15 protein-coding genes and 4 pseudogenes are annotated in these 16,781 nt (G+C 55.6%); 3 read left to right on the top strand and 16 right to left on the bottom strand.

The window, feature by feature from the left end:
* Positions 1 to 103: 103 nt before the first annotated feature.
* Positions 104 to 2,542: an ATP-binding protein gene (locus ACP7E3_RS28695; RefSeq protein ID WP_009682524.1), complete on the bottom strand. Its 2,439-nt coding sequence runs from the start codon at positions 2,540 to 2,542 to the stop codon at positions 104 to 106.
* A 14-nt stretch (positions 2,543 to 2,556) separates the two neighbouring features.
* Between ACP7E3_RS28695 and ACP7E3_RS28690 the strand changes: the two genes are divergently transcribed.
* Complete coding sequence (locus tag ACP7E3_RS28690; protein ID WP_009682525.1) at positions 2,557 to 2,862, top strand: hypothetical protein; 306 nt, start codon at positions 2,557 to 2,559, stop codon at positions 2,860 to 2,862.
* A gap of 185 nt (positions 2,863 to 3,047) precedes the next feature.
* Here the strand turns inward: ACP7E3_RS28690 and ACP7E3_RS28685 are convergent, their stop codons facing one another.
* The 10 genes from ACP7E3_RS28685 to ACP7E3_RS28640 form a co-directional block, all read right to left on the bottom strand.
* Positions 3,048 to 3,959 carry a DNA cytosine methyltransferase gene (locus ACP7E3_RS28685; RefSeq protein WP_228393790.1) on the bottom strand — a complete coding sequence of 304 codons (912 nt, stop codon included), beginning with the start codon at positions 3,957 to 3,959 and terminating at the stop codon, positions 3,048 to 3,050.
* A gap of 640 nt (positions 3,960 to 4,599) precedes the next feature.
* Entirely contained in the window at positions 4,600 to 5,595 is a 996-nt protein-coding gene (locus ACP7E3_RS28680; protein WP_009682527.1) for a ParB/RepB/Spo0J family partition protein, read from the bottom strand.
* 124 nt (positions 5,596 to 5,719) lie between these two features.
* Complete coding sequence (locus ACP7E3_RS28675) at positions 5,720 to 6,859, bottom strand: AAA family ATPase (protein ID WP_009682528.1); 1,140 nt, start codon at positions 6,857 to 6,859, stop codon at positions 5,720 to 5,722.
* A 269-nt stretch (positions 6,860 to 7,128) separates the two neighbouring features.
* Positions 7,129 to 7,320: a hypothetical protein gene (locus tag ACP7E3_RS28670; RefSeq protein WP_125854362.1), complete on the bottom strand. Its 192-nt coding sequence runs from the start codon at positions 7,318 to 7,320 to the stop codon at positions 7,129 to 7,131.
* A gap of 100 nt (positions 7,321 to 7,420) precedes the next feature.
* A complete protein-coding gene (locus ACP7E3_RS28665; protein WP_009682530.1) occupies positions 7,421 to 7,735 on the bottom strand; it encodes a hypothetical protein in 315 nt (104 codons plus the stop codon).
* Between the two features lie 136 nt (positions 7,736 to 7,871).
* Positions 7,872 to 8,294 carry a hypothetical protein gene (locus tag ACP7E3_RS28660; RefSeq protein ID WP_009682531.1) on the bottom strand — a complete coding sequence of 141 codons (423 nt, stop codon included), beginning with the start codon at positions 8,292 to 8,294 and terminating at the stop codon, positions 7,872 to 7,874.
* A complete protein-coding gene (locus ACP7E3_RS28655) occupies positions 8,295 to 9,251 on the bottom strand; it encodes a replication initiator protein A (RefSeq protein ID WP_009682532.1) in 957 nt (318 codons plus the stop codon).
* Between the two features lie 347 nt (positions 9,252 to 9,598).
* Positions 9,599 to 10,450 carry a hypothetical protein gene (locus ACP7E3_RS28650; protein ID WP_023662975.1) on the bottom strand — a complete coding sequence of 284 codons (852 nt, stop codon included), beginning with the start codon at positions 10,448 to 10,450 and terminating at the stop codon, positions 9,599 to 9,601.
* 258 nt (positions 10,451 to 10,708) lie between these two features.
* Positions 10,709 to 11,008 (bottom strand): hypothetical protein, encoded by a 300-nt coding sequence (locus ACP7E3_RS28645; protein WP_023662976.1) that lies wholly within the window; start codon positions 11,006 to 11,008, stop codon positions 10,709 to 10,711.
* Between the two features lie 432 nt (positions 11,009 to 11,440).
* Positions 11,441 to 12,451, bottom strand: a complete 1,011-nt coding sequence (locus tag ACP7E3_RS28640; RefSeq protein ID WP_077747747.1) for a tyrosine-type recombinase/integrase — start codon at positions 12,449 to 12,451, stop codon at positions 11,441 to 11,443.
* Positions 12,452 to 12,637: 186 nt separating this feature from the next.
* On the opposite strand from ACP7E3_RS28640, the gene ACP7E3_RS28635 reads away from it, so the two are divergent.
* Both ACP7E3_RS28635 and ACP7E3_RS28630 read left to right on the top strand, forming a co-directional pair.
* Positions 12,638 to 13,687 carry a DNA-binding protein gene (locus ACP7E3_RS28635; protein ID WP_011154388.1) on the top strand — a complete coding sequence of 350 codons (1,050 nt, stop codon included), beginning with the start codon at positions 12,638 to 12,640 and terminating at the stop codon, positions 13,685 to 13,687.
* A 135-nt stretch (positions 13,688 to 13,822) separates the two neighbouring features.
* On the top strand, positions 13,823 to 14,092 hold the full coding sequence (locus ACP7E3_RS28630; RefSeq protein ID WP_033979952.1) for a hypothetical protein: 270 nt from the start codon (positions 13,823 to 13,825) through the stop codon (positions 14,090 to 14,092).
* Positions 14,093 to 14,128: 36 nt separating this feature from the next.
* Here ACP7E3_RS28630 and ACP7E3_RS28625 read toward each other — a convergent pair.
* The 5 genes and pseudogenes from ACP7E3_RS28625 to ACP7E3_RS28605 form a co-directional block, all read right to left on the bottom strand.
* Positions 14,129 to 14,889, bottom strand: a pseudogene (locus ACP7E3_RS28625) (OprD family outer membrane porin); the annotation flags it as partial.
* 159 nt (positions 14,890 to 15,048) lie between these two features.
* Complete coding sequence (locus tag ACP7E3_RS28620; RefSeq protein ID WP_033979951.1) at positions 15,049 to 15,381, bottom strand: DUF2790 domain-containing protein; 333 nt, start codon at positions 15,379 to 15,381, stop codon at positions 15,049 to 15,051.
* Between the two features lie 314 nt (positions 15,382 to 15,695).
* A pseudogene (locus ACP7E3_RS28615) lies at positions 15,696 to 16,150 on the bottom strand (DDE-type integrase/transposase/recombinase); the annotation flags it as partial.
* A 13-nt stretch (positions 16,151 to 16,163) separates the two neighbouring features.
* Positions 16,164 to 16,409: pseudogene (locus tag ACP7E3_RS28610) on the bottom strand (IS66 family transposase); the annotation flags it as partial.
* 43 nt (positions 16,410 to 16,452) lie between these two features.
* A pseudogene (locus tag ACP7E3_RS28605) lies at positions 16,453 to 16,710 on the bottom strand (MerR family DNA-binding protein); the annotation flags it as partial.
* Positions 16,711 to 16,781: the final 71 nt, after the last annotated feature.

Raw genomic sequence — 16,781 nt, 5'->3', positions numbered from 1 at the left:
CTCTTCTCGACACGACCTCGTGCCAATTACTGTTGGTAGAGCCGGTGGTAGACGGGGTGACTTGTCGCGCTGGATAGCACCGGCCAGCAAGCCACCTGGCGCGCTAGGCCTCGGACTCTTGGTGCCGCCATTTCAAATAAGTCTCGACGCGACTGAATCCAGCAGCTGCGGCATTACGCTCAAGCAACCAGAAATTCTCACCTTCATAGACGAACTCGCGGCAATCCTCGTCGACGCGCCATAGCTCGTCCGCGATCGGCTTTTCCTTCGCCATTTCGCGTTCGAATTCTGCTTCCATAGCGGCTTCAAGCTCCGGATCGATAGGTTCGTCTGGGTCGAAGTCTTCGTGGTAATACTCACCTGGGTGATCTTGCTGTTCCCATTCCTTGTTTGCCCAAGCGCGTTTGATGTCGTCATCAGAGTACCCTCCATACACCATGGAACTGACCAGATAAGCCAGGACGCCCTGGGGGAATTCTGCCGCTTCGAGCTCGAGGAGTTTTTGCACATCGGCGGCGGCGTCGTCTTCAACGCTGTTGATGTAGCGCTCCAACTCGGCGTCTTCCGCTTTTCGTTTTTCATGCGCATCACGCGCACGCTCAGTAACAGCCTGTTGATCGATGCGCGCCTGCTCCCGAACCGCCTCCCAGTTCGGCGGCTCGGGGCATGCACCTGTCTGAACCAATGAAGCGTTGATGATATTCAGCAACGCCATGCTTTGCTCTGGAACGGCTTCGGTGACAATAGGATCTGCCGACACGTCCTCAATGACCGGGGAAAGTCCGCGCTTCATACGGCCGCTGCCTACTCGGTCGACGAGATATCGCTCGCTCCATGCCCTGCCCCGGCTTTTCTGCCCTTCCCGCTCCAAGCTCATGGTGTATTTCATGAGCCATTTGTGCATGAACCGCTGACGCTCGGGGGCCATTCGGATCGAGATATCGTGGTAACGCTGATAGAAGGCCTCATCATGGCCACATGCGATGCTGTCGCCCTGGTGAGCAACTTCGTGTTCGACCAGGCCGAAGATGTAAGCAACTGTCTCTAGTGGCTTGCTATTGAGCCGTTTGACAATATCGCTACCGATAGCCAAGTAGGTTCGCCCATCTGTCCAAGCCTCAGCAGTGTTCGATTCACCCAGCAGGATTTGCATCCGCTTTTCGCCGTGGCGAAGGGTTCCATCCCTGTATCGTTCTGCCCCAATACATGCGCCGGCATAGTGCTGGAGGCACCACCGCAGCGCTGTCCACGCTCTGCGCGTCTCCTTGTCCAGCGTTTGGCGGTCGTCAACGATCTGCGTTCTTTCGATGAAGGCATTTCGGAACGTGGAATATGCGGCCAGAGATGGCGCATCGAGCGCTTTTCCACGCCAGAACCATGGAGCACGTTCGCCGCGTTCTTCGAAGGCCTGTGCTGCCTCACTGACGTTGCAAAGGGCGCGATCAAGCGCTTCCTCGAAATCGATGTGATTGTGGCAGCCGAACCGTTCCAAGGTCTTAGGGTGGACAATTTGAATCAGACCTTCACGAGCAATAGCCTCGCCCTTGGGAATATCGTCCCCATGCTCGATCAGGGTGTATGTTCCCTTGTGCCAGTTGAATGCCTTGAGTCGGAACTCCATCAGCGTGATGTGCCGCTTGCCAGGGAGCAGCGTGATCACCTCCTCCTTTGCAAACACTTCACAGATATTCTCGTCACCGCTGAGCAACGATCGCGCCGATTTTTCCCGACGGGCTTCGGTCTTACGGTGATCCCCTAGCTTTGCCGATACAGCCTCGGCCAGGCGCCTGAACTCTTTGGCGATCGGTTTCCATACGGGGCAGGTTTTGCGCAGGATTTCTGTGCGGGAAACGTTAAGGTTGATAGCCTTTTTCGAGACGATCAGGCCTCCAGCTCCCCAGACATGAGAAGAATCATGTCGAATCAGCACACCTTGGTTGTAGATCGAGACGGGGCCTTCTTCTTTGGCCCGGTAGTAAGCAAAGTCGTCCTCGAAATCCCATTTTTCACTTGCCGGATTGCGCGTAATGACACGCCCGTTCAGCTCAACGCTAATGGGCGTGTAACGAACCAAATCGCGTATCTCCTGCACCGCAGACATCAGCTCAAGGTCATTGAGGGCTTCGTACCAGGTGCCGGTGATACTGCACCCGTTAGACGGTTCCTGGAGATCCTCAAGCTCGTAGCTGTACCCCATGACCCGAGTATCAACCTGCATCGACCAGCGATTGGATACCCACTCAGTCCTGGCATGCGCCATGATTTGGCCGCGCCCCAGACGGAACCGCCCGTAAGTCGCATCGCCTTCTTGATGCGGCGTGCCGAATCGGCCGAAGTAGCGCACAACATCCTCACGGCTCGCAAAACCGGTACCGTCGTCGACGCAATCGAATCCAGCCTTGGTCATGGTGAGCCTCACCGTGGTGGCCTTTGCGTCAACCGAGTTCATGATCAACTCGATCACTGCCTTGCCGATGGAACCGGCCTGGCTGTAGATGATGTGATGAATGATCTGCGGGTCAAGCTCAAAAGGTAGAAGCACGAGGCACCTCCTTCATGGGTTTCGAAATGGTTGCAAAGCACATCTCAGCGCATACGGCGGCGAGGACGATCCGGGGTTTCACACCCAGCCCTCACCTGTTGCGCGATCCATTCGATTTGGGGTGTGTCCAGTCCGAACCGCTGGGCGTAATCGTCCCGGTGCTGGTCGAGATCTTTGGCAAACTCTTCCGAATTGAAGTCTCGGCCTACACCCCGCAGGAACCGGCCGGCACCTTCTCTGCCTTTGTAGGTGGGATGAGAGCCATCCAGGATCAATTTCACTTCCTGGAGCAATTCGTCGTGGTTGAAGGTTTCAAGTGACATATTGCTAATTCCGTATAATGTCTTGAATACAGAATATAGCATACAAAAAAAGGCCTGTGCCCTGCCCTTTCGCACTCTGTAAAAACAGCCATTCAGGCTGTTGCTAGTAGCAACATTCAGCTGTTGCTACTAGCAACACTTGGAAAGATCCGCCCGGCGCACTAGGCGGATCAGGCGTCTACCTAGATCAGCATTGCCAATTGCCCGGTGGACTCGACCACCGAAAAGGACTTTTCGACCAGAAGGTCACTCAACAGCTTGGTCACGGCATCGTCATCGCAGTCATAGTAGGCATCGTCCAAGAGGTTGGAGAGATCTTGAAGCTTCAAACCGTTCTCAATGGCCATCGATAGGAGCCGAGGATCGATGCGGTCATATTTCCCGGCAATTTCCAAGGCTGGATGGTGATAGGCGTTGTTGGCCATGAAGAAGGCGTAAGCAAATCCTGCTGGTGTCACGCTACGTGCATTCTTCGTGGCCAGGCTGCTCCCACCGTACTGCGTGTGCATTTTTGAGCCCTCGGTGGGATGGACAGGTGCAACGGGTAAGTCTGCGTTGAAGCGGCCCCATATGAGGGTTTTCTTCGTGTAAGGCTCGCCGAGATCGCAGGGGTTGAAGCTGAGGCGCCACGGTGGAAGACCAGCTAGCTTCTCGATTCGACCTACTGGATTTTCAATCGCCCAGATCGACGGCCGATAATACTCGACCAGTCGCAGAGTCTGATGAACCAGCTCTATTGAGGCCGCAGTGCGCCCATCGAGATCCTTGGCTGCAAAGTGCCTTGCCCCTGAGTTCGCAAAATCAGTGCAAGGGCAAGCTGCGATGATCGCGTACACCTCTGCCCCTTCGAAGTCGCCGAAGTACTCCATGAAGAACTCAACGTCGAATTTGCTGACGTCACCCAGCTCTGGGTTGTCTTGAATATCAAACCGGTATACCTGGTAGCCGGCCTCAACCCAAGGGTCAGACCATTGCCCGCTCTTATCAAACAGCGACAGCACAACTTTATCGCTGTTATCGCCCGTCGAACCTTGAGACACAGCCTCTTGTCTCCAGGTGCTGATGACATCAGCAGCATCGTCCAGGGACAGCATGCCGTGAGTCCGAGCCTTGGCGCTGAGTCGGATAACCTCTCTTGCCAAAGGGGCTGTGAATAGGCGATGAACGCCCTCCTCCGACATTTGCTGAAGAACTGAAGCATATGGGGTCACAAATTGGCTCACTGGAATTGGTGTGAGTGAGCGCTGATGCTCTGGGGCACTGCTTGGGGAAGATCGGACGGGAGAAAAACCATTCATGCTCTTGCTCCTAGACTGGTGGGCCTGCAGGGGAGGTAGCCGCCTCGCCTGCAGGATGTCTAACACAAGAACATTTTACACGTACGTACGTACGTACGCATTCAATGATATTAATGCGAGTATGCCACGCTGGCCCGAGTTACATTGTCTGGTACTTTTCCATGTGGCTAAGCACTACTTGTCTATCAGCATGCACCAACGAGCACGCGGTAAAATCCCCCTCCCACACAGCGGTCGCCCATGTTCCATCAAGCCCTGCTTGCCAGAATGCACCCCACTCGCCGCTTGGCAGCTCTAGCAAGAGCCAGTCTGGAAACGGACATTGCCTAGCCAGGCTCAGAACGTACCTGACGTGATGTGGTTCACTAGGCATTCCCATGCGTTTCGCTCCGTTAGCTGATTGAACCCACCCCGATCGGGGCGGGCTTGGCCATGCTCAATTTCGCGTGCCTTGTGTCGCAAATTCAGAAGCATCAATCGAATCAAGGAAAGCTGCGAGCTTGTCCATGATTTTCTGAGGGTCCACTTCCTTATCGATCTTGAATTCAAGCTTGCGCCCATTCAAACGAACTGAGCCAACCCCTTGCAGCTTCCGAGGTTCTGCCATCATGGGCTTAGGACCGCTACAAGCAGCAAGCTTCTGCCCAATCATGCGAAGCGCGGCCTCCTGGCCAGTCCCCTTCTCGGCCATTTGAATCACAATGCGATGGACGATGTTCACATCCGCCTTTGAATGCTCTACAAACTTTTTCGCATAGTTCGCTGTAATCAAGTGGGGTTTGGTGTCCAGAATTTCCTTGATCTGTTCGGGCAGCTGAATAAGGTCAAGGCAGCGGTTCACGACTGTGTGATCTACACCAAGGCGTCGAGCCAATGCCCGCTGGCTTTTATCAGCGCCTTTCAGCATGTATCGCTGATAACTCACAGCTTTTTCGTAATCAGTGAGCTCATTTTGGAGGTTGTCGGTGATTGCCAAAAGCATCGCCATGTCGTCTGACATTGGCTTTACATGAGCCATGATTTTGTCGCGACCCAGCATTTTGTGAGCCCGCCATCGGCATTCACCGCCGATAAGCTCGAAACGCTCCCCTACAGGCCGGATTGTAATCGGTTTACCCAGGCCCACAGAGTCAATCGAGCCAGCGAGCTCTTCAAGCTTGGCTTGATCGAAGAACATCCTTGGCTGATACGGCGAGGGATCGATCTGCTCAACCAGGACCTCCTCGAGCCATTCGTCCTTGAGTATGAGTTGACCTTCTTGAGCGCCTTGAGCAATGAGATGCTTGTTATCAGTCTCATGCTCAGATCCCATGGCCTGCTGGAGCATCGCCGCCCTGCTGCCACGGCTACCTGTGGTTGGCGGCATTTCCGTAGGCTTGCGCAGTGATGCCATTGCCGTGCTTGGCTTGCCTGGGTAGTCGGTGGATTTCATTAATCACCCTCCTGTGTTGCTACTAGCAACACTCCAATCTGCTGTTGCTACTAGCAACAAAATCGTTGCGTGTTGCTAGTAGCAACACCTTTGAGAATATGAGCCCTGTTGCTAGTAGCAACACTCACTCTTGGGGCTGAGCAGCAACACGGCGGATCTTCTCCAGAACCTCGGCATGCACTGCGCGAGCGTTGTCGATGGTGTCCCGATTAGCACCCTTCCAGAACATCAGGGGGACACCGTCATCGAGGGAGTTCACATAGTCTGCAGAGTGATAAATCTTTTCCTCTGTCACGCGACCTGGGAAAAGCTGGTTCAGTCTGTACAGGTTGTTCAACATCCGAGGACGCCCCTTTGCAAACATGGTCGGCACAGCTACCAGTTCAGGGGCGAAACCGTATTCGCGTGCGAAACCAGCGCACCAGTCATGCAGTCGCAAGATCGCCTTGAATGAGAATTTGTCCATTCGAACTGGGCTCATGAGCAGATCGCTTGCCGCTACCGAGTTCTTGGTCAGGCGCGAGCCTGCGGGGGCGTTATCGAAAATGATGACGTCGTATTGCGATAGGTCGCAGCCTGAAATCTTGCCGGCTTTACCATCTTCAACCCACTTCGCGTACCACATATCCGAATTATTGGCTGCGTCCAACGCCACGCCCAGGTCTTCTAGCGATGCGTCGGCTGGGATCAGGTGGGGGCCATTTTCACCAAAGGGTTTCTTGATGACTTCATCAAGCGTTTTGGGTTGGAACGAACGCATGCGAAGCATTGGGCTGATCAAGTGGCCGAGGTGACCATCAACGATGCGGTCAGCAGGAATTCCAAGCTCCTGCAGATCTTCTGGAGTAGCGTCCGGGTCGTAGCCGAGCATGCTCGACGTATCACCCTGGGGATCATTGTCGACCAAAAGAACGCGCAACCCGGCGAGAGAACAGGTAATGGCCTGGCCGACCGCTGTGGTGGTTTTGTTGGTGCCACCCTTCGAGATGTAGGTGGACATGACCACCTGGCGCGCCAAGCCCTTCAAGTGACCAAGTTCACGGCGAAGTGCTGCCAAATCGAAAAGGTCCGATGGCGTATAAACCCGGGAGGTCACGGTTCCGCGCGGCACACGACGGATCTCGATGTTGTTCGATTCTTCGATGTCTTTCAGGCGCCGAGTCGTAAGGCCAAAGCAGTCCGCGGCGAAACGGGGCGTGAAAAACAACTCATTGAAATCCACGTAGGTTGCAACATCTTCGACCATTTCCACATTCGAGTTCATAGCACTTCTCCGTTTTGCTGTTGCATTCAGTATAGATCCTGAACTCCTGTTGTAAACCGTGGAATTCAGGTTATTTTCATTTTTTAGCCTTATAACCTGAATCTTTTGGCCGATTGTGTTGCTAGTAGCAACGATATGAGCGGCCCAAGCACTCGCGCAGGCGCCTACGCCGCAGCAAGCGAAGGCTGAGAGCATCTGAAAGGGGAGGGGGAGGGGATTTGTGGCAAAAAGGCGCTAAGCAGGGCTCATTGCGAACCCGCTTTGAGGGGTTACTTCGTGGGTGGAGTTGACTCGATGCCCCACATCATCTCAAGTGCCTGCTCGATCAGGAATGACATAGCAGTGTTTTGTTCGAATGCCTGCTTGCGAAGGCGCTCATGGTAGTCGTCGCGCATGGTGATCGTTTTGGCGCTCCGCTTAGGTTGCGAAGGTGCTGGCGCAGCGTCTTTACGTGATGCCATGAACAGGCCCCCATATGGATTGAAGTCGCGACAATGATAAACCGTTTGCTTATTTATAGATACGTACGCACGTACAATGCGTACGCATCATTTAAGCCCCTTACTGCTGCTCAACCAACCTCGCACCGCGGCCGTCATTGGCGCCACGCTTCAAGTCGGACAGCTGTTGGATAGTGTCCTGGAGGTTGCGCAAGACATATGCAGGAAAGCCTGGTTTACCCTCGGAATGACGCACTTTCAGATCGTCGATGTGGTCACTATCGAATCCCAAACGAGTAAGGCCCAAATCATCGCCCTCTACTAGGGCACGATTCGCGGAGATCATTACTGAATGGGCTTCTTCCAGTTTTTTGATTTCATCATCGATGTGGAGGGTATCGTCGCGATCAACGGACCATAGCGAAATGCGCTTCATGATATTGCTCCTAGACGCTTGGTTAGCCTGGTAGCCGCCAGGCACAACTCGGTGGGTTTCCTTACACACACTATACGTATGTACGTACGCATACAACACTATTTGTCGGCGATATACGACGACTCGGCTAGTTTTTCTATCGGGTGTCGCGGTTTGCTGAGACATTTAGCTGGAGCCGACGCCTCCGTGCGCACTCTTTTGAGCAGCCAGCAAGATCAGCCAAGGCCTGGTCAGACATCGCCCCCTGCAAATGGTCGAAGTTAGCGATTGCTGATCGCTTGAAGGTGGGCTTCTCCAGTTGCTTCATACGCTTGATGACGAAGTAGGCCGATACGCCAGCGAGCTCGGCGATTTCAGCCACAGGGCGCTTTGCTAGAAGATATTGATACTTGAGAAGGGCAGGGGGGGTGGACTCGGCGAGGGCAAATCGTTCTTTGCCAATCTTGAGCCTGCGCCGCCGAACAGCTTCCGTGCTGCAGTCAGCTAATTCAGCAATGGCCTGGTCAGTCCGTTCCCCCATCAAATGATCGTATTGCTCAAGCCTAGATCGCGCCGGCATTCAACCCTCCATGTCTCGCTTTTCAAGCGCAGCGAACCAATCCAATTCCCCTTTGGCAGCCAGCTCCTCGAGGAGCGATTGCTCATCGCGCGTGTAGAACACGATCCGATGAGGCTTCACACTGGTATCCAACCCCATGTGATAGTCCGGCAACAGGTCTCGCTGAATGATCTTGCGGATCTCCGCTCTGTAATGGGTGAGGCTCTGTTTTGAGCCACATTTTTGCTGCAGCGCAACAATGTCCGCGGCCCAAATCATCTTGCTACCCAAGTGCTTACGAGCGAGTTCATATAACCGCCGTTCAAGAGGCATCCGCAGCCCAAAGTAGCGCCGATCAATGCTCATCACTTCAAAATGCAGGAAGGCGTTGTAGATCCACTCTGACAGCACGACTTCGCATTCCAACACGCCTTTGCCATTGGATGCGGTCTTGGTGACGGTGTAGTCCTCGATCCAGCCAAATCCCTTGGTCTGCTCTTGACCACCAGTAACGATATTGGTTTCGAGCTGAGTCCCTTTTAATCGCCGAAGCATGTCCAGGACGTTCGAATACGCGTTTCCACCAGGATCGCGGGATGTACCTGTCAAAAAATCGTATGTGTCGAACTTAACGCGCTTGGAAATTGGCATCCCTGCTTTGCGTGCCTCGATGATCTGCGATCCGAGGAACAGCAATAGGTCTTTGTCGAAAACGGTGGCGGCACCGATCACTGGCGGGATGATGCGTACCCGCTTGTTCGTTCCGGGCTGGCTGTACTCACGAACGCTCGTATCTGGTTTGGTCGACAAGCTGAAAAGCGGAAACTCCATGCTGGCCAGGTCATCCTTAACTGGCCATTCAACAATGTTCGCCTGGAACATGTCGGTCTGTACGTAGGGTACTACGTTCGCTTTTCGACCTCTCTTGAGAGGCTTATCATCTTCCGCTGCCATATCGGCCATCTTCATCTCGATCATTACGCGTTCCCGCCATTGTACACAGGTAGATAGCAACGCTTGTGCAGCTGCCGACTCACCCTGTGTATCAGTTTTGTGCAGGCCTCATCCGAGGCCAATACGGTTCGTATTTCACCGACACCGTGCTCTCCAGAGATTCCCCAGTTCCGCATTGCCACGGTGTGACCAATCAGATCGACGAGGATCCGCAGCTCGTAGAAACGCGCACCACGTTCCCATCTAGCGTAATAGGGTCGGTTGAGGTACCTGGTTGCAGTCGTTATCATGTGCGAACCCAGACGCTCCTAGACGAGTTCATTTCTGGTAGAAGCCCGGAACCGGTAGCCGCCGACCGGGCTTCGCTCTGCTTACGGCAAGACTTTATCGTCGTAGAGCATGACCATCTCAGCCATTACACACAGCTCCCCCTGCACCTTGGCCATTAAGCCGCGGCAATCGCCTCGCTCCAGGACACCTGCATCCCACAATTTGCACAGCTCCGCATAGCTGTAAGTCTGCATCGGCCAGTCACAATGCCGAACGAACGTCCAACCATGGCTATCCCGAAACTCACGGGAATATGAAGCGCCCATGATCACAAATTGTCGGCCATTAACCTTCACCGTTGGAACAGTCGGGACCTTGTCGCCCGCCTCTGCGAACGCTGCAGGGCAAACAGCACCATCCCAGCGGTGAGAGTCAAGCTTATGCAGGTGGACAACGTCACGATGACTGGCCCGAAAGAAACTCGACTCCCACGGTACGAACTCACACCAGCAACGCTGTTCAGCGCTTTTCAGCCAGGCCTGCACGACTATTGAGCCGACGCCAGGAACATGGATGCCCAAGGTTTGCGAGCGCGGTGCGCGGCGCTGCTTGAAACGGCAACCATTCACACCACCAGCGTCTGCAAGGAATGACAAATCCGCCCATTGGTCCATGGACACAGGCAATGCCGATCGCCACATAAACGAGCCAGTTTGAACGGTGTCGGTACCGCAGCGCTTTTCCTGAAGCAATGCTTGAAGACATGATTCGATGCTCTGCTCGAACAGCGGTCGGACTTCGGCGGGTACGTCATGCAATCGGGCAGCTGCAGTGTCAAGCATCGCCTTATAGGCATCATGGGTATATTCAGGCGAGCACCAGCTCTCGCTACCGCCGAAAGCAGCTTCAGCGACAGTTTCATCAAAACTCAAGCCCATTTGCACAGGATTCATCTTCTGCACTCCTAGAGAAATTCAACCCGGTAGCCGCCGGGGAAGCAGGAACGCTTCAAAACAAAGAATAACATACGTACGTACGTACGCAAAGAGCAAATAGATTTCACCACGGACACCTGGTGCAAACGCAGTTGATATCAACTTAGGTAGTTGAATTTCGGGTCCAGCTCGGGGCTGGTAAGAGGAGGGGAGGGAGGGAGGAGGGGTCGGTCAGTGCCTGAAACCCCGAGGGCCGATTGCGCGGCCCCTTTTTCATCATTCAGCCTTAGCCTTGGCCTTCACCGGCAGAGTCTGGTTATGGTGATAGGCGGGCATCCAGCGGGTAAGCAGCTTGATCCCATGGAAAGAGCTGCCTTGGCCACTGATCACAAATGCAACTGGATCCGCCCCCTTGGGGACGCGTCGACCTTCCTTCTTCCAATACCCCGCGGTTTTGACGTCATCAGGTTGTAGTGGCCAGCACGATACATCAGGTTTGCAGTCGTAATGCGGGAGCCCGGGATGCTCGGCTTCTTCGGTCGTCAACCGTTCAATGATTGCTGCTGAACGAGTCATAAAAACCTCCATCAACAAGGGTTTCCAATTCGCTACCCGCGTGCAGGTAACGGGTGATCGGGTCGCTTCGGAGTCACGCACGGCGATGCGGGGTGATTTGGGTTAGCCGCTATCGCCGCGCACTCCGCCTCATACGCAGCCTGGTCAGCTGTCTTTTCGTACCTCTGCTGCCCATATCCGACGATGAGGAACGTGCCGATCAGGATCAACTTTGTAGACGTTTTCATGCTGTGTTCACTTCCCTGTAAGTCCATTTTTCAAGGTCGCCTTCCGGGCATCCTTACTTGGGGGCGTGCCGAGATAAGCCAAAAATTAGGACATTCGTTCTGTAAGTAACTGTTTTTAAGGGAACTGCTCATGTGCTGCGGAAGGACGGTCGAGAATAGAGGGTGGCCACTTGGGATTCTAACCAGCCCTGCTTACAAACCTTGGCTACGGTTTGCGTCGTAATAACGAGCCAGCCGCATTCTCCTCGAAAGCTCCAGCTTCCTCGATATAGCCGTGTACGGTGCCATCGTGCCGCCAGCCACCCTGTCGTTTGATCTCAAGGAAATCCGCCCCAGCCCGATGCGCACTGGTAGCCAGTCCCCGACGCAGACTGTGGCTGCTCAGTTCGGGCACATACAACAGCCCTGCGGCTTCGGCACGTGCCGTCAGGATGGTATTCACGCTGCCCTCGTGCAGTGCCACCTCGCCGAGTACGCCCCAGCGGCTGATGCGCCGGAACAGTGGCCCCTGAACGATCTGAGCCGCGTCCAACCACCGGCGTAGCGCTGTCGCGGGGCAGCAGATGCTGTCGCCGTATGGGATCGCCTTGTCGAGTCCCTCGCCCTCCTGATCGGTCTTGGAACGGGGCAGCGTGATCCGTAGACCTTCCTGCTCCCACTCGAGGTATTGCATCTCCAGCGTGACCAATTCGCTGCGCCGGAACGCACCAAAATACCCGACCTGGAGCAGTGCACTGTCCCGCAGTGTCGCCAGTCCGTCGAGCGTGTTCAGGTGCACCACGATGCGTTCGAGATCCTCTAGGACCAGGGCCTTGGCTTTTTGTCGAGGCCGCCCGTTCACCCGCTCAATACCGCGCAAGGTTTTGCCCACGGTGGCGCTGGCGGTAGGGTCAGGAAAACCCTGATAACGGTGCCATTGCGACAGCGCCGTGAGGCGCAGGGCCAGGGTGCGCGGGTTCAATACTTCCGCAAAAGACAATAGATAACGAATCAGCGCGGCTTCATCGCACGGCAGCACGCCGCCCCAGGCGAGAAAGTGGCGAATGGCCGAGCGGTAGGTGCGCCGGGTGTTGTCGGTTGTCGCGGCGGCGAGAAAACGCTGATGTTGCTCAGCCAATTGTTCGGGGGTGGTGAGCGTACCGGGGGTACGCGCAAGTACTGTCGGCTCTTCGTGCCGCCTGGTGGGGAGGTTTTCGTCATTATTGCCGGCTGTCATCACGAAGCGCCTGTTTAGGCCATGTGTACCGCAGATTATAGACACAACCCTCGATCGCGATGACTTAACTCACGATAACCGCGCTTATCGTGGGTCAACTGACGGTCTCAGTCGGCTGAACTATTCTGTACTTAAATCGAGGTATTACGTTTTCCATAATACGGTACGAAAAAATCCGAGGTGTTCATGGCCCGTTCCGGCGTCCTCTACCTGCATGTTGCCCAGGCGGCCACCCAACTGGTGGCTGCGGGCCACAACCCCACCATTGACAGCATCCGCGTCGCCCTGGGTGGGACGGGCAGCAAAAGCACGATTGCTCCGTTGTTAAAGCGTTGGAAAGCCGCGCATCCCGGCACGCTGGCCCAGGCCGAACTGGGATTGCCCGCGGAGCTGGTCCTGGCGCTGAAAGGACTGTACGAAAAAGTTCAGGCGGAGGCGGCCGTCCAACTCCAGCAGGCCGTAGCGGCTCACCAGGCAGAGGCCGACGCGTTGCAGGAACAGTTGCAGCAGGCATTCGTCGAGCGCGACGCGCAACTCAGCGTTCAGGAGCAGCAGGCCCAGGCACTTGCCGTAGCCACTACGCGCAGCCAGGGGCTGGCTGACACCCTGCAGCGTCAGGAGATCGCCCTGGCCAGCCTGGGCAGTGAAAAGACCGGGCTCGAACAACGTCTGGCTGACCGCGCCGCCGAGGCGGCCGCACTGACCCGGCAACTGCAACAAGCGCGGGAGCAGTTTGAGCACTACCAGGCATCGGTCGCGCAACAACGCAGCGACGAGCGCCAGGCCACTGAGCAACGCCAGCAGCGCCTGGAACACGAATTGGCAGCGCTCCGGCAGCGTCTGCTCGCGCAGCAAACCCGCCTGGGCGAACTGCAGGCGCAGGAACAACGCCTGGTGCAGGACCATGATCGTCTAGAGAGCACCCTGCTCACGACGCAAGCGACGCTCGCGCAGAGTCAGATTGCGCATGAACACGTCTTACTTCAATTCACCGACTTGCAACAGTCGCATCAGGCACTGGAGCAGCGCCATGGCCAAGGTGAGCAGCGTTTGGCTGAGACGCGGACTTACCTGGCCGTCAATGAACGGGAGCGAAGCCTGCTGGCGGAACGCTTAAGCCAAACTGAAAGCCAATTGAGCCAGTTGGCCACAGAAAAGCAGCTTCTCGTGCAAGACAACGCGGTGCTGTCAAGCCAGCTCGCAGAGTCCAGAGCGATGAAGCCGAAGACTTGTTGACCGAAAAAGGCGCCTACCTCAGGCGCCTGAAACCATCCTCCAAACCAAAGGAGCCAAACAGGAGGACAGTGGAGCAATCAACTCTTCAATACACAGCCTGGCTGGAAACCAAGGTCGTAGATGAGGAGAGTCGCCATGCGTAACGCCATTACCTACACCGTCCTTGCTACCTTCATAGCCCTTGGAACTGTTGCCACGGGATTTGCCGAACAGGCCAAAGCCCCCGCCCAAAGCAGTGCCGAGACAAATAAGGGTGAGGACATGCACATGATGGACGGCAACCATATGCCGATGATGGACATGCAGGAAATGTCCAAGATGATGAAAAACTGCAATACAATGATGGAGAACATGAACCAACACATTGGAATGGAGTCCCCGAAGGGCGATAGCAAGGCACAATAGCGATCTGGTTCACGTCGGCCGTCTCCGTCCCTCGCCGGTGTGCGCCCCGACACGGAGGCCGACCTTGCCGCTCCAGATATCGTTCTCAAAACTGCCGAGGAGCTGCTTCCCCTCATCGACGGCCTTGTAGTAATTCAAACCACCGACCAAGGCGACATCATCTGCAAGCGGGTAGCTCCAGGTAGTGCCGGTATAGTATTGGTTTCAGGCATCCTTGAGACAACTGGTGTAAAGGCTGAAGCCAAGGTTGTCGTTGGGTGTGTAATCACCGCCGACTATCCACGGAGAGCCGACTTCGCCTGCGTAGAAGGTTGCAAAATCATCCCGCATGCTGCTGGAGCTGGGTTGGCTCATCGCGTGCAGGCGTCCGCCCTGTAGCACCAAGCCCTCGACACTGGTGTTGTATGCGGTGACGCCGCGGAAGCTTTCCGGAAGCAGTCGCGAATCGCCGTACTGCACGACAGGCGTGACAGGGAAGACATCGCCTACTTTGATTTCAGTGTCCAGGAAACGGGTCTTTACGGCGCCGCCGAGCTTGGAGTAATTGTCCTCGGCCTGGCCGAGCCCGACTCGAATCGGCCTATGACTCCGTGGGCCCATTCTTCCGAGTAGCCATTTCCTGTACTGCTGGACTGGCCTTTGCGAAAATCACGGTTGAAGTAGAAATTTCGATTGAGGATGCTCAGGCTGCTGCCTTCGATGAATCCCTCGCCTTTTTCCTCGGCGGCCATTGCAGCCTGCGCAGCGCTGATGCTCAAGACGATCTGAGAAAGTCCCAACAGGGCCTTGTTGTTCATAAACGCTCTTGATGTTTTGGCAGATTTTTCATTGTGCGGTTGTGTATATGCCGAAGCGCGCCGGGCATAGCCGGGTGCGCTTCTTACATACTTCCACATGCAAAATAACGTCAGGGTGACGTGAAAATTACTTTTCCGTCAGCAACACGTCAACAATGCTCAGTGCTGGCTCCTGCAGTCCGTTCCTGATACGCGGTACTCCAGAATATGCAGGTTTCCGCTCGAATCCTCGTAGGTCATTTGCGCAGGCATCACATCGCAGTTGCCATTGGTCGACGTGACGTGAATGACCTTGGCGATGTCGAGCTTCATGCCATAGCGGTAGTGAGTGACTTCTGGCGGGTTCTTGCCTTGGGCGCTAGCGTATTCGCGCATGGATTGCTCGTTGGCCTGGATCATCTTACCGTACAGGCGATCGGAACTGCCATCGGCCCATACGGTGGATGACAGCAGAGTCGCACTCACTATCAGCAGCAGTCTTAGGTGTTTCATAACGGCGATCTCCTCTCGGGTTTTCGATCCACGATTCAACTCTACCTCCGTAGTTAAGTACGGAATCAAGGAGGGAGGAGATGAAGGTCCTGGTTTATGGCGCCGAGATAAGATGGTAGGGCTTAAGTACACTTTCGTCGGGTAACAGCAGCGCATTACTGCGCCACCGCCCCCAAAGAACCGGGCATGAGAGTCGCGCCTCATCCGGCTCAAGTCTTTCGTCAGCACCATGGTCTAGTACCGGGCAATCAATCCACGTCTATCGCAGCTCGACGTTGGGCAAAGTAAGACGACCACGCAGGATCACAGGGATTGGCCAAGTTACGTAGTGCCGTTTCTCGATCCGGCTTAGGTATGTGCGCCACGTAATCACGCTTGATCGTCTTCACGAAGCTCTCGGCCATGCCGTTGCTCTGCGGGCTGCGAACTGGGGGGTCACCGGCTGCAAGCCGATCTGTCGAGCAAACAGGCACGTCTGGTCGGCGGTGTACGCCGAGCCGTTATCGCTTAGCCATTGCACCGGCGTGGCGGGCAGTTGATCACCGAAGCGCCTCTCCACGCTTTCCAGCATCAAGTCGCGGATATCATCGCCGCTGTACCCGGTCGGGCTCGCGACCTAGCCGATGGCCTCGCGATCACAGCAGTCCAGGGCGAAGGTTACGCTCAATTTGGCTCCGTCCTCGCAGCGGAACTCAAAGCCGTCCGAGCACCAACGCGTATCGCTGGTTTGCACCGCAATACGGCCTTCGTGCCGACGCGGCACGCCGGGCTGTTTTCGTAGACAGATTCAGCAGCGGTTGCAGGTGCTCGCCGCACTGGATCACCCAGCGCGCCAGGGTTTGGCGGGGGATATCGACGCCGTGACGACCGAGGATTTTTTTGAAGCGGTGCAGCGGCAGACCATCGACGTATTTGGTGATCAACAGCATCGCCAGGACGCTAGGACTGGCCATGCTCTTTTCGATCAGTTGAGCCGGTTTGTCGGCGGTGACCGGTGCGGCTTCACAGCCGCGGCAGCCGTAGACCTTGTCCGCTGGTTCCCTTCACAACCACTGGCCAACGCAGAGCGTTTTACCCATGCAGCGAAACGATTAGCGGACAGGAAACGGTCCCGTGGCTCGCACAACAGTCGTGAACCAGTTGCACCAAAACAGACTCGATCCGTCGCAGATCCGCGAGCTTGCCACGCACATCCCCAAGCTTCTGCTCGGCGAGCACGCGCGCTTCATCACAGTGAGCGCCGTCATCGAGCCTCAACAGCCCGGCCACTTCTTCGAGGCTAAAGCCCAGCCGTTGCGCGGACTTTACGAATTTCACCCGGGCGACATCGGGGGTTGGGGAGCAATGGAACTGAAAACCAACGTAAGCCGAATTAGAGTTCGTTTTACTCGTCAGCGACT

This window comes from Pseudomonas sp. PSPC2-3, from assembly GCF_049898265.1.
Classification (GTDB): Bacteria; Pseudomonadota; Gammaproteobacteria; order Pseudomonadales; family Pseudomonadaceae; genus Aquipseudomonas; species Aquipseudomonas veronii.
The sequence above is the reverse complement of the archived record's forward strand: the minus strand, read 5'-3'. Positions and strand labels throughout refer to the sequence as shown.

What these genes read in the sequence shown, in the direction of transcription:
- ACP7E3_RS28645 (WP_023662976.1), bottom strand. Translation starts at nt 11,008, where the DNA reads ATGACTCGTTCAGCAGCAATCATTGAACGGTTGACGACCGAAGAAGCC.
- ACP7E3_RS28665 (WP_009682530.1), bottom strand. Translation starts at nt 7,735, where the DNA reads ATGAAGCGCATTTCGCTATGGTCCGTTGATCGCGACGATACCCTCCAC.
- ACP7E3_RS28640 (WP_077747747.1), bottom strand. Translation starts at nt 12,451, where the DNA reads ATGACAGCCGGCAATAATGACGAAAACCTCCCCACCAGGCGGCACGAA.
- ACP7E3_RS28675 (WP_009682528.1), bottom strand. Translation starts at nt 6,859, where the DNA reads ATGAACTCGAATGTGGAAATGGTCGAAGATGTTGCAACCTACGTGGAT.
- ACP7E3_RS28620 (WP_033979951.1), bottom strand. Translation starts at nt 15,381, where the DNA reads ATGAAACACCTAAGACTGCTGCTGATAGTGAGTGCGACTCTGCTGTCA.
- ACP7E3_RS28650 (WP_023662975.1), bottom strand. Translation starts at nt 10,450, where the DNA reads ATGAATCCTGTGCAAATGGGCTTGAGTTTTGATGAAACTGTCGCTGAA.
- ACP7E3_RS28630 (WP_033979952.1), top strand. Translation starts at nt 13,823, where the DNA reads ATGCGTAACGCCATTACCTACACCGTCCTTGCTACCTTCATAGCCCTT.
- ACP7E3_RS28655 (WP_009682532.1), bottom strand. Translation starts at nt 9,251, where the DNA reads ATGATCGAGATGAAGATGGCCGATATGGCAGCGGAAGATGATAAGCCT.
- ACP7E3_RS28660 (WP_009682531.1), bottom strand. Translation starts at nt 8,294, where the DNA reads ATGCCGGCGCGATCTAGGCTTGAGCAATACGATCATTTGATGGGGGAA.
- ACP7E3_RS28635 (WP_011154388.1), top strand. Translation starts at nt 12,638, where the DNA reads ATGGCCCGTTCCGGCGTCCTCTACCTGCATGTTGCCCAGGCGGCCACC.
- ACP7E3_RS28690 (WP_009682525.1), top strand. Translation starts at nt 2,557, where the DNA reads ATGGGTTTCGAAATGGTTGCAAAGCACATCTCAGCGCATACGGCGGCG.
- ACP7E3_RS28670 (WP_125854362.1), bottom strand. Translation starts at nt 7,320, where the DNA reads ATGGCATCACGTAAAGACGCTGCGCCAGCACCTTCGCAACCTAAGCGG.
- ACP7E3_RS28685 (WP_228393790.1), bottom strand. Translation starts at nt 3,959, where the DNA reads ATGCTGTCCCTGGACGATGCTGCTGATGTCATCAGCACCTGGAGACAA.
- ACP7E3_RS28680 (WP_009682527.1), bottom strand. Translation starts at nt 5,595, where the DNA reads ATGAAATCCACCGACTACCCAGGCAAGCCAAGCACGGCAATGGCATCA.